This window comes from Terasakiella sp. 4MB5A, assembly GCF_050058155.1.
GTDB lineage: Bacteria > Pseudomonadota > Alphaproteobacteria > Rhodospirillales > Terasakiellaceae > Terasakiella > Terasakiella halodenitrificans.
The window spans coordinates 1,309,495-1,322,492 of sequence record NZ_CP188815.1 but is presented as its reverse complement, the minus strand read 5'-3'; the positions used below and the strand labels follow the sequence as shown (position 1 = coordinate 1,322,492).

At 49.0% G+C, this 12,998-nt stretch carries 5 protein-coding genes; all 5 read right to left on the bottom strand.

The annotated features are described in order from the left end of the window. The 5 genes from ACI0FF_RS06275 to ACI0FF_RS06255 all read right to left on the bottom strand — a co-directional run bounded on the left by ACI0FF_RS06275 (position 1) and on the right by ACI0FF_RS06255 (position 12,749). Entirely contained in the window at positions 1-1,338 is a 1,338-nt protein-coding gene (locus ACI0FF_RS06275) for an efflux RND transporter periplasmic adaptor subunit (protein ID WP_419799266.1), read from the bottom strand. After that, positions 1,335-2,099: an efflux RND transporter periplasmic adaptor subunit gene (locus tag ACI0FF_RS06270; protein WP_419799265.1), complete on the bottom strand. Its 765-nt coding sequence runs from the start codon at positions 2,097-2,099 to the stop codon at positions 1,335-1,337. The genes ACI0FF_RS06275 and ACI0FF_RS06270 overlap by 4 nt, the downstream gene beginning before the upstream one ends. Positions 2,100-2,105: 6 nt before the next feature. Continuing rightward, positions 2,106-3,743, bottom strand: coding sequence for a TolC family protein (locus ACI0FF_RS06265; RefSeq protein ID WP_419799264.1), 1,638 nt, complete (start codon positions 3,741-3,743; stop codon positions 2,106-2,108). Between the two features lie 88 nt (positions 3,744-3,831). After that, positions 3,832-10,386: a hypothetical protein gene (locus ACI0FF_RS06260; protein WP_419799263.1), complete on the bottom strand. Its 6,555-nt coding sequence runs from the start codon at positions 10,384-10,386 to the stop codon at positions 3,832-3,834. Then, complete coding sequence (locus tag ACI0FF_RS06255; RefSeq protein WP_419799262.1) at positions 10,383-12,749, bottom strand: DUF4347 domain-containing protein; 2,367 nt, start codon at positions 12,747-12,749, stop codon at positions 10,383-10,385. Before ACI0FF_RS06255 ends, ACI0FF_RS06260 begins: the two co-directional genes overlap by 4 nt. Between the last annotated feature and the right edge of the window lie 249 nt (positions 12,750-12,998).

Below are 12,998 nucleotides of genomic sequence, written 5' to 3'. Positions count from 1 at the left end.
CTAAAGACCAAAATACTGACGCATTTTTGCCATTGGGCGACGGAATAAATAGACAAAAAGCGGGACATCTTCACCCATAATTTTGGCTGTACCGCGCAATCCCAATCTCGGTTTATCTGTTTCTTCAAAAGCTGCAACCAGACGATAGCTCAAAACACCTGATGGTGTCGGGGCCGCTTCATAGCTGGAACGCAGCAACTTGGCATTCAGTGGATGTAGCGGCGCTTTATCCAGAAACAAACGAACTTCTGCCCCACTGTCAAAGTAAAGCGCATCCCCGACCGGCAATTCAATGCGTAACTGCGTATCGCGCGCATCGGCAATCTGCATCAAACGTTCCCCCGTTTTTACAGGAATGCCTTCCAGATCAGCGACATCACGAAAAACCGCAACACCGTTACGCGGGCTGCGAATTTTGATTTTTTCCATTTGTGTACGGGCATAATTACGTTCGGCTTCACGCAATTGCAAACGGGATCGTAAAACAGCCAGTTCCCCTTTTACCCGCATATCGCCAAAAGCGGCCTGTTGCGCACTTAATAACTCACTTTGTGCCACCAGCAACTCTTCTTGTGCAATATCCAAACGCCCTTGAAATTCCGTCGCATCATAACGCACCAAAAGCTGGTTTTCGTTCACCTCTGCATTCGGGTTGACCAGCACTTCTTTCAACACGCCGTTGATCGGCGCACTGACAACAGAAGGGGCGCGTGCCACAACTTCTGCCGGGGCCAAAACGGATTGTGAAATTGGAATAAATTGGACCGCAATTAAAAATACAGCGATGGCTGTCACAATTTTTTTATCTTTTAGGCGTCGCCATGAAAACATAGATTTGGGGATCAACGCATTCCAAGCATGAGCGGCAACATCAGAGAGTTTTTCCAACAAAGCCAATTCATTCTCAACAAATGGCTCTGTACGCATATACCATAATGCCCCGATTAAACGACCATCACCCGCGCGCAAAGGGAACCAAACATTTTGAGGATGTCCCCATTCCTGTCTATCTTCATCCTGCTCAACGCCTAAGGCATTCAGATCCAGAACATGAGGGATCGCCGCATCGTCTTTTTGGGCGCACATCGTTGCAATGCGTTCCATCCAATTGATAAAGGGCGCATTTCGATCCAGAACCGCCACATCGGAAACCATTTCTGCACGCGCTTTTCCAGCATCAATTGAAAAGACAACGCCACTATCAAACGGGCTTAAGCTACGTACCCGGTTGACCAAAACATAAAACAGCTCGGATATTTGTTGTGCCTGTCGTAACTCTCGTTCCAATTGAAACAAGGTCATTAAGGTATTTTGAAAACTACCCGTCGCATTCGTCATTGTGTCGTCGTGCCTGTATTTTCAAAGACAGCGCTTCCGCTCATACCCGCAAGTAAATTTTTGGTCGTCTCAACATTATTAATCTCACCAAAAACACTGATAGACTGGCTCACAGGATCAATCCATGCCCCTGTGCGAACGATCTTTGCCGGAATTTTCTCTCCGGTTTCATCTATTTTCAATTGAAACGACGTTCCCGGCTTTAACCAGGACAACCAATTGGACGGCACAACCAAGGCAATTTCCAGCGTATTATCGTCCAATATCTCCAACAAAATATCACCGGGCGCAACTGTCTCAAACGGGTTCACATTTTTTTTTACGACACGACCATTAAACGGTGCAGTGATTTCGCATTGTCGTGTTGCATAGCGCACAATTTCCAACTCACCTTGCGCTTTTTCCACGGCTGCACTGGCAAGGGCGACTTCCAGTTCACCGACCGATTGCAATGTCATCAATTGCTTTTTATTCGCTAATGTCTTCTGTTCGCCCTTTAAAATAGCCTGCTTTACCTTGACGTGCGCCTTGAGCAAACTGCATTCAAAACCAATCAGGACATCACCTTTTTTGAAACGGTCGCCTTCTAACAAATCCAAATGATTAATTTTCGCCTGAATTTCACTGGAAATTTTAACCTGATGCACAGCCTGTAAAAGAGCACGGGCCTGCAACATTTCCTGCGCGTAAACGGGGGCGGCGTTTAAAAACACCACCCCCGTCCAAAAGACATAAAGGCATAAAAACTTCGACAAGTTCATGCTTGCTTATCCGGCAAACCAGGAAACCAACGAATTAAAGAAACCGCCTTCATCCTGATCAGATTTCTTCACCTGTTCAACCTGTTCTTTGGTTTCATTTTCAGCCGCTTCTTTCGCCTTTTCAACATCCGATCCATCACTGACAGCAATACGGCCGCTATACCAATCTTCATTGATTTTCTTAAGCGCCCCTGCCAACGTTTTGATATCCGTATCTTGAATGGTCTCTGGCAAAGGATCCGCACCTAAGGTCAAATACAAACGCCCAACCGAATTGCGCATCTCGGTAAAAGCCAAATCCCGGCGGAGTTCAGATAAAACCGCCTGCAATTCAGCCCGAATAGAATCACGATTACCCGCACTGCCCGCACGAACGTTCGCCTGAATTTTACCTTTGATACTGTCTTCAACACGATACAGATCTGAGACGGTTTTGAATTCATCAACCGACTGTACATATCCCGCCAAAGCAACGTGAACCTGACTCATCACCGCCATACTCAGGGCATAACGGCGATAGTCAACAACATCAACCTGACCTTCCGCTTGTTCGATGGCTTCTGGCCCTGTGAAAACTTCAAACAGGTTTTTATTAATGGATGTACCCCATGACCACCATGTTTGCTCCCACGCATAAGAATTGCTGTCAAAGTTCCAGGCCGTGTTCAATTCCAACCCCGGCAGCATACGCAGATAAGCCCGACGAACATCATTATGGCTGATACGTGCTTGATAGGCTTCTTCACGTAATTCCGGGCGATGTAACAAGGCAATTTTTTCAAGACGTTCAACATCTTGAAGCTGAAGTTCTGGGACATCAAAGCCAACATTACCTGTATCCAGTTTAAAGTCGGTTCCCGGTTTCAGGTTCATCAAGGTACTTAAGCGCGTTTTCGCCGTATGAAGTTCCCGACGCATGATTTTCAACTGACGTAAGCTATCCAGCAACTCACGCTGATAACGCAAGGCCGCTAATGGCGTTTCCTGACCACTCCGTTCGGCTTTCTTCGCATCTTGTAATGCTTTTTGTACCGTTTGTGTTAAAGGCGAAATACGGTCCAGCAAACGCTGTGCAGATGCCGCATCCCAAAAGGCGGCCCGAACATCCTGAATGATATTATGGACAACTTTGCGGCGACGTTCTTCAGAAATCAAAACACGGTCAGATAATTGTTGTGCCCGAACATAGCTCAACCCGAAATCAAGAACATTCCAGGTAAAGCCCAAGCTCGCCGATTTGACTTCCCGATCAGAAGATGTCGAACTTTCAAGCGATTCCTGCCCGGTGGTCAACGACTGGCTATTAGATCCCATGTGGTTATTGCGACCCGTATAACCCGCTTCGAGCGTCATTTGAGGCAGAAGGCTGAAATTAGCCATTGTCAAATTTTTACGGCTTAAGACTGTTTCCATTAGTTTTAAGCGTTGGTCCAAATTGTACTTCAGCGCCCGTGCCATCGCATCATAAAGCGTAATTGGAGCCTCAATCTTTTCCTGATTGGCAAATAAAGCCTTGGAATCCCGTTCAATCCGTTGAAGATGGTCTTCCATTGTTAACGGTTCCGGCGTGACAGAACACCCCGCCAACACCAACGCACTGGACATTAACAATGTGCTGGAAAATACCTTATTAAACTTTTTCACTTTTTGCTTCCCCTCAAGAGACCCCATTTGAACGCCATTCACAGGACTATTCCTTCAATCAAATTATTTTGCACAATCGTTATTCAGATTAAACCGCTTCCAAAAGCGCTTTTACAACTTTAAGATCTTTTTCGCCAGCAGCATTTGCCAACTGAGCCGAGAAATTCACCCGACCACCTTGTGGTGTCCGTGAAGCTTGTTCCCCGCCGGGTGCAACTTCATCATCCCCTGAAGGCTGGCCGCCCCCGGCAGGCGCGCTATTCCCAGGGGCACCTAAATCGCCAACACCGCCGAAGCCAGCATCACCCCCAGCAGAACCACCAAATCCGCCACCAAGGCCAGCACCGAAACCACCGCCAAGGCCGCCGCCACCGTTGGCTAAGCCATTCAAGCCCCCACCGGAACCGGCCAAACCGGATAATCCAGGATTAGCACTACCAAGACTACCTGCTCCTCCTGCAGCACGACCACCTGTTCCGCCACCATTATTGGCAGAAGATACACGACCTGTACCATAGAAGCTATTTAAAGCCGCATCATTTCCGGTCACCGCATTACGTACAATGGTCATCCCTTCAACACCGGCACTTGGATCATCAATGACAGACGAACTTGATCCACCGCGATTGACGACCTCGTTCCATGTTGTCCGGTCGCCGCTGTTACCAAAGTTAACTTCACCAGCCGGAGTATTCACATTTCCCGCACCAGTATCGCCTGATCCATTACCTTCATTACCATTGCCATTCCCCTCGTTACCAGATGACCCCTCAGATGATCCTTCATCACCGCCAATTTGACTGACATTCAGACCAGAAGAACGCGGCGGTACGTTGGAAACAGTAATGCTATTTCCGGTGCTATCTGAAATATCAACGGGAACCTGTGCAAGCCAACTGCCCGCAGCCGCTAAATTATATGTTGCTCCATCCGTCGCTGTTGTTCCATTTGCATCCAGTAACGCAGCGACACCAGCAGCATCCGTCGCATTCAAAACAATGGTGAATTCCGTGGCTGAAGTAATTTCAACATCTGTGGCTGAGGTCAAGGTATAGGAACTGCCTGCACCTCCCTTACCCGTCAATGTTAACTGCGAAATATCGACATCATTTGCAGCCCCTGTTTTATTCACAAAATTGGTTCCGCTCACCACCAATGTTTTCGTCGTGATGTCATACGTTGCAGATGTAATCGCAGGCGCCGTATAATTAGATACTGTAACACCGTTTGTCGCATCGACAATATCCACGCTTGCAAATGCACCGGTCATCCAATTATCTGCAGCAGCAAGATTAAACGTCGTCGCTCCGGTTGCCGATGTCGTGCCGTCCTTATTCAGCAAACCGTTTACAGCCAGCCTGTCAGTTGTGCTTAAAGTGACAACTGCGCTGGTCGCTGATGTAATTTCCACATCCGCACTGTCCGTCAGCGTATAAGGTGTATTGCCTTGTCCGGTCAAACTCAACAAGGACACATCAACATCATTTGCTGCACCAGTTTTTGAAACAAAGTTCGTTCCCGTCAGGGTCAATGTCCCTGTAGCATAATCATAAGTCGCAGACGTAATCACCGGTGGATTATAGCCGGAAACGGTTATTCCGCTTGTCGCATCAACAGTCGTCACCGCGCTATCCGCACCAACGGCCCAATCTTCTGCTGCCCCCAGATTATAAGTTGCCCCGCTGGCAGCTGACGTTCCGTTCTTGGATGTCAAAGCCTCTACCCCAGCCGCATCGGTTGCCGACAAGGTAATGGTGAAAGTCGTGCCATTGGTGATTTCAACATCAGAGGCCGAGGTCAGCGTATAAGTTGCCCCGCCTTCACCTGTAATGGTCAACTTGCTGACATCAATATCGTTTGTTGCACCGCTGCGTTTCAGGAAGTTCGTTCCCGTCACCACCAACTGATTGGTTGCAATGTCATAAGTCGCAGACGTAATCGTCGGCACAGCCACGTTAGAAACCGTTACCGCATTCCCGGTTAGATCTGCCGTATTCCCAGCTGTAACGTTTGCATTCCAATCATCGGCAAAGGCCACATTATAAGTCGTGGCCCCGGTCGAAGACGTGCCGTTTTTATTCATGATCTGGTTCAGTGCGGCTTTATCCGTCGCACTTAACGTCAGGGTAAAGGAGGTCGCCGACGTCCGTTCCACATCCGCCGTATCCGTCAGGGTATAGGTTGCCCCGCCTTCCCCGGTAATCGTGATTGTATTCGCGCTAATATCATTTGCCGCCCCGGTTTTCGCCTGAATACCACTGCCTGTAACCACCAGACTTCCTGTTGCGGCATCATAGGTCGCAGAGGTCACTTTCGGATTTATCGAAACGGTCACCGCATTACCGGCAACATCCGCAATATTGTTTGATGCCGGACCACCAGCCAACCAGTTATCCGCCAAACCGATATTGTAAGTTGATCCACCTGCAGAACTAGTACCTGCTTGATCCAACAAAGCATCCACACCTGTTTTATCTGCCCCACTTAGCGTAACACTGAAGGATGTTGCAGATGTAATTTCAACATCAGATGCACTGGTCAAAGTATAGGTCGCATTCCCCGTTCCCCCGGTAAAGGTCAACGTAGAAATATCAATGTCGTTATTGGCCCCGGTTTTTGAAACGAAATTTGTCCCCGTTACGGTCAAAACACCTGTATCGGAATTATAAGTCGCAGACGTAACAGTCGGGGCCGCATAATTGGAAACTGTAATGCCGGTTGTCGCATCAGCAACATCATTAGCAACTGGCGCACCTGCTGCCCAATTATCAGCCGCCGCCACATTATAGGTCGTCGCCCCATCAGAACTCGTACCATTTTTGTTCAACAAGCCATGAACAGCCAGTTTATCCGCCGCGTTTAACGTCACCGTCGCAGACGTTGCCGATGTAATATCCACATTGCTGGACGTCAGCGTATAAGTCGCGCCACCTTCCCCGGTGATCGTCAACTTGGTCACATCTATATCGTTGGTCGCGCCCGCCTGTGAAACAAAGTTCGTCCCCGTCAGCACAAGCTGCCCGTTGGACCAATCATAAGTCGCCGACGTAATCGCCGGAACCGCATAATTGGAAACCGTCACCCCGTTGCCTGTTGCATCCGCAAGATCACTGGATGCAGGACCACCTGCCAGCCAATTATCCGCCACCGCAATGTTGTAGGTCGTGCCAGATGTTGCCGAGGTCGTGCCATTCTTATTCAGCAGATTTTCAACACCGATGATATCGGCACCGCTCAGCGTCACGCTAAAGGTCGTGGCGTTGGTCACTTCCACATCAGAGGCCGAAGTCAGCGTATAAGTCGCACCGCCTTCGCCTGTAAAGGTCAACATGGAAATATCAATATCGTTATTGGCACCGGATTTGGAAACGAAGTTCGTCCCCGTCACAACCAATGTATTGCTGTTGTAATCATAAGTCGCTGACGTAATGGTCGGGGCCGCATAATTCGACACTGTAATGCCTGTTGTCGCATCTGCAATGTTATTTGCAGCCGGCGCACCTGCTGCCCAATTATCAGCCGCCGCCACATTATAGGTCGTCGCGCCATCCGAAGACGTGCCGTTTTTGTTCAACAACCCATGAATGGCCAGTTTATCTGCCGCATTTAACGTCACACTTGCCGTTGTGGCTGAGCTGACATCCACATTGGAACTGGTCAGCGTATATGTCGCGCCACCTTCCCCGGTGATCGTCAACTTGGTCACATCTATATCGTTATTGGCACCAGCCGCCCCAACAAAGTTTGTTCCTGTCAAGGTAAGAACACTCGTTGACCAATCATAGGTCGCCGATGCAATCACCGGGCTTGCGAAATTGGAAACCGTAATGCCGTTTGTTGCATCGGATATATCCGGTGTTGCCGGCGCACCCGCCATCCAGTTATCCGCAGCGGCTAAGTTATAAGTCGTTCCTGCTGTTGCCGATGTGGTGCCGTCTTTGTTCAAAATACTTTCGACATTGACCAGATCCGCACCGCTGAGCGTAATCGTAAAGCTGGTTGCAGAGGTAATTTCCACATCAGAAGCCGATGTCAACGTATACGTCGCGCCCCCTTCACCCGTGAAGGTCAGCTTGGAAATATCAATATCGTTGGTCGCACCAGATTTGGAAACGAAGTTCGTCCCTGTCACCACCAATGTATTGCTGTTATAATCATAGGTCGCAGACGTAAGGGTCGGCGCTGTATAATTGGAAACCGTAATACCATTGCCAGTTAAATCCGCAACGGCAACCGCGCTATCTGCACCAACGGCCCAATCTTCGGCCGCCGCCAGATTGTAAGTCGTTCCACTATCGGCCGATGTCCCATTCTTAGATGTCAAATTCTCCACCCCGGCGGCATCAATGGCCGACAAGGTAATGGTGAAAGTCGTGCCATTGGTGATTTCAACATCAGAGGCCGAGGTCAGCGTATAAGTCGCCCCGCCTTCACCTGTAATGGTCAACTTGCTGACATCAATATCGTTTGTTGCACCGCTTCGTTTCAGGAAGTTCGTTCCCGTCACCACCAACTGATTGGTTGCAATGTCATAAGTCGCAGACGTAATAGTCGGCACAGCCACGTTAGAAACCGTTACTGCATTCCCGGTTAGATCTGCCGTATTACCAGCCGTGACATTTGTGTTCCAATCATCGGCGAGTGCCACGTTATAAGTCGTGGCCCCGGTCGAAGACGTGCCGTTTTTATTCATGATCTGGTTCAGTGCGGCTTTATCCGTCGCACTTAACGTCAGGGTAAAGGAGGTCGCCGACGTCCGTTCCACATCCGCCGTATCCGTCAGGGTATAGGTTGCCCCGCCTTCCCCGGTAATAGTCAGTTTGGAGGCATCAATATCAGCCCCCCCACCATTCGCCTGTATATTCGTACCTGTAACCACCAAAGCCCCGGTAGAGGCATCATAGGTCGCAGAGGTCACTTTCGGTGCAATAGAAACAGTCACCGCATTTCCAGCAGCATCCGCAATATCGCTTGATGCCGGGCCACCGGCCAACCAATTGTCCGCTGCCGCAATGTTATAAGTCGACCCACCTGATGAAGATGTTCCGATTTGATCCAACAAAGCATCCACACCCGTCTTATCTGCCCCACTTAGCGTAACACTGAAGGATGTTGCAGATGTAATTTCAACATCAGATGCACTGGTCAAAGTATAGGTCGCATTCCCCGTTCCCCCGGTAAAGGTCAACGTAGAAATATCAATATCGTTATTGGCCCCGGTTTTTGAAACGAAGTTTGTTCCCGTCACCGTTAATACACCTGTATCGGAATCATAAGTCGCAGACGTAACTGTCGGGGCCGCATAATTGGAAACTGTAATGCCTGTTGTCGCATCTGCAACCGTATTGCCCGCAGGTGCACCGGCCGCCCAGTCTTCGGCCGCCGCCACATTATAGGTCGTCGCCCCATCAGAACTCGTACCATTTTTGTTCAACAAGCCATGAACAGCCAGTTTATCCGCCGCGTTTAACGTCACCGTCGCAGACGTTGCCGATGTAATATCCACATTGCTGGACGTCAGCGTATAAGTCGCGCCACCTTCCCCGGTGATCGTCAACTTGGTCACATCTATATCGTTGGTCGCGCCCGCCTGTGAAACAAAGTTCGTCCCCGTCAGCACAAGCTGCCCGTTGGACCAATCATAAGTCGCCGACGTAATCGCCGGAACCGCATAATTGGAAACCGTCACCCCGTTGCCTGTTGCATCCGCAAGATCACTGGATGCAGGACCACCTGCCAGCCAATTATCCGCCACCGCAATGTTGTAGGTCGTCCCCGCCGTTGCCGAGGTCGTGCCATTCTTATTCAGCAGATTTTCAACACCGATGATATCGGCACCGCTCAGCGTCACGCTAAAGGTCGTGGCGTTGGTCACTTCCACATCAGAGGCCGAAGTCAGCGTATAAGTCGCCCCGCCTTCGCCTGTAAAGGTCAACATGGAAATATCAATATCGTTATTGGCACCGGATTTGGAAACGAAGTTCGTCCCCGTCACAACCAATGTATTGCTGTTGTAATCATAAGTCGCTGACGTAATGGTCGGGGCCGCATAATTCGACACTGTAATGCCTGTTGTCGCATCTGCAATGTTATTTGCAGCCGGCGCACCTGCTGCCCAATTATCAGCCGCCGCCACATTATAGGTCGTCGCGCCATCCGAAGACGTGCCGTTTTTGTTCAACAACCCATGAATGGCCAGTTTATCTGCCGCATTTAACGTCACACTTGCCGTTGTGGCTGAGCTGACATCCACATTGGAACTGGTCAGCGTATATGTCGCGCCACCTTCCCCGGTGATCGTCAACTTGGTCACATCTATATCGTTATTGGCACCAGCCGCCCCAACAAAGTTTGTTCCTGTCAAGGTAAGAACACTCGTTGACCAATCATAGGTCGCCGATGCAATCACCGGGCTTGCGAAATTGGAAACCGTAATGCCGTTTGTTGCATCGGATATATCCGGTGTTGCCGGCGCACCCGCCATCCAGTTATCCGCAGCGGCTAAGTTATAAGTCGTTCCTGCTGTTGCCGATGTGGTGCCGTCTTTGTTCAAAATACTTTCGACATTGACCAGATCCGCACCGCTGAGCGTAATCGTAAAGCTGGTTGCAGAGGTAATTTCCACATCAGAAGCCGATGTCAACGTATACGTCGCCCCCCCTCACCCGTGAAGGTCAGCTTGGAAATATCAATATCATTATTGGCACCACTTGCCGGAACAAAATTCGTTCCCGTAACCACCAATGTATTGCTGTTATAATCATAAGTCGCAGACGTAAGGGTTGGATTCGCATAGTTGGAAACCGTTATAGTCGCGGCGGCATCCGCCACATTATTTCCCGCCGGTGAACCTGCCATCCAATCTTCGGCAGATGCCAAACTAAATGTTGTTCCGGCCGTTGCCGAAGTTGTGCCATCTTTGTTCAGCAAAGCGCGCACCTGATTCAAATCTGTACCGGACAGCGTGACAGTATAACTGGTCGCTGATGTAATTTCGACGTCAGAGGCACTGGTCAGTTGATATTGCGCCCCCCCTTCACCCGTAAAGGCAAGTTTGGAAATATCAATATCGTTACTCGCACCGGATTTTGAAACGAAGTTCGTGCCTGTTACGGTCAAAACACCTGTTGCATAATTAAAGGTCGCGCTTGTCACAGTCGGAACAGCATAATTCGAAACCGTAATGCCGTTGCCCGTCGTATCCGCCACATTAACCGCAGCATCCGCACCAACAGCCCAATCTTCAGCACCTGCGAGGTTAAACGTTGTGCCCGCTGTTGCCGAGGTTGTCCCGTCTTTGTTTAACAAGGCCTCGACATTTTGGATATCTGCACCGGAAAGCGTCAACGAGAACGTCGTCCCATTGGTAATTTCCACATCAGAAGCCGAGGTCAGCGTATACGTCGCGCCCCCTTCACCCGTGAAGGTCAGCTTGGAAATATCAATATCGTTGGAGGCACCACTTTTCTTGAGAAAATTCGTCCCCGTGACCGTCAATACATTCGTGTTATAATCATAGGTCGCCGATGTTATTGTCGGGGGCGCGACATTAGAGACAGTTACACCGTTCACCCCGGTGTCTGAAACCGCGGCTTTCGCCGCAATAAAGCCTGCAGCGCCATCCACATCATACGTCGTGGCACTGGTGGAGGCGGTCCCATTTTTGTTCATAATTTGATTAAGTGCAGCTTTATCTGTTGCAGATAAGGTGAGTGTAAATTGTGTTGCAGAACCGATTTCAACATTCGCCGTATCAGTCAACGTATAAGTTGCCCCGCCTTCTCCGGTCAGGGTGATTTTATTGGCAATCACATCGTTTGTAGCACCACCTGTTGCCGTGAAATTCGTTCCTGTGACAACCAAAGAGCCTGCGGAAGCATCATAAGTCGCAGAGGTAATCGTGGGATCTGTCGGTGCCGCTGTAAATACAATGGTGTCCACACCATATGAAACCGGTGAAGTACTGGTAATGGTAAAAGAAGTAATCCCCGTCAATGAACTTAAATCAACCGTTGTACCAGCATTATGATCCACACTCGTCGTTACGGCACTGCCTGTGTTAGGCGTAAAAGTCCAGTTGGTCGTTGTTGCCTGAAAAGTATCAATCGCCCGCAAGCTTGTTAAATTCACAGCTGCACTAAAAGTAAACGTCATACTGGTTGCGGTTTGTTGATTAAAATCAGCAACAGCAGCATTGCCCGAAGACCCCCCAAAACCACCACCATCGAGAAAGCTGACATTCACCCCTTCACTAGACGTTATGGTAACGGTTATCCCACTGACTGTTGAGGTAACATTTGACCCATTATCTACGGCATTTGTAAAATCGAATGTTGCCAGATCATGTTGGTAATTTTCTTGTGCGTTTAACGAAATACCCAGTGTGGTTTCGATCTGACCCGTTTTGGCTTCCAGTGCCCAATCGCCACTTGCCCCGGTTGCGTCATCAGATGCCGCAACATCTGCGCCTGTAATATCCGCTAAACTGCCGATAAACGTCGCACCTGCGGTCCCGGTTCCAATGTTACAGCCATAAAGTAAAATATCGCCATCATCGCTTAAGGATTGTCCGATAATTTCCAGTGCATCGCGGTTTTGCTCAATCGTCGCACTACTCAAAGAACTTGTCCCCAGCAGAACTTCACCCTGCCCCCCGTGCGAAATCACATGAACAGCCGAAAGGTTGGAACGACCAGACAACGCCGTTGCCATTTGATCCAACCCATTTTCATCGCCATTCAAAACAACATATTCTGCACCGGCACCCAAACCAGCAATCAACTGGTCATAATCAGCAACATTCGAATCGATGAAATAAATTTCTGTTGCACCCGTTGTGTCATTGTTATGCGAAGATTGAACCGCCTTGGCCTCTGCATCCATTGCATTTTGTTCTGCGACTTCCGCGCCGGTGGCAACACCGGCTGCGTCAAACATGAAACGCTGTTCCAGCGCCACGGCTAAAGGCTTTTTCCCCATGCTCAAGGGACCATTGTATTTTGACATATTCTTCGCTGCCTCCGCCGATTTATTATTATGACACGCCTGAATGCGCCCGCAGACCGCAAGACACACAACTTTATGTATAAAGCCATTCTCAAATGATTGTCAATCGATCTAAGAAAAAGATAATTTTACATTATGACAATAAAATCATGTATTTTTGCATTTATTAAAAATAAATAAGATTAATTAAAATTAATGTTTAATTGTTATTTAAAAACAAATACCATTTTAAGATAAGCAATCTTTATA

What these genes read in the sequence shown, in the direction of transcription:
- ACI0FF_RS06270 (WP_419799265.1), bottom strand. Translation starts at nt 2,099, where the DNA reads ATGAACTTGTCGAAGTTTTTATGCCTTTATGTCTTTTGGACGGGGGTG.
- ACI0FF_RS06255 (WP_419799262.1), bottom strand. Translation starts at nt 12,749, where the DNA reads ATGTCAAAATACAATGGTCCCTTGAGCATGGGGAAAAAGCCTTTAGCC.
- ACI0FF_RS06275 (WP_419799266.1), bottom strand. Translation starts at nt 1,338, where the DNA reads ATGACGAATGCGACGGGTAGTTTTCAAAATACCTTAATGACCTTGTTT.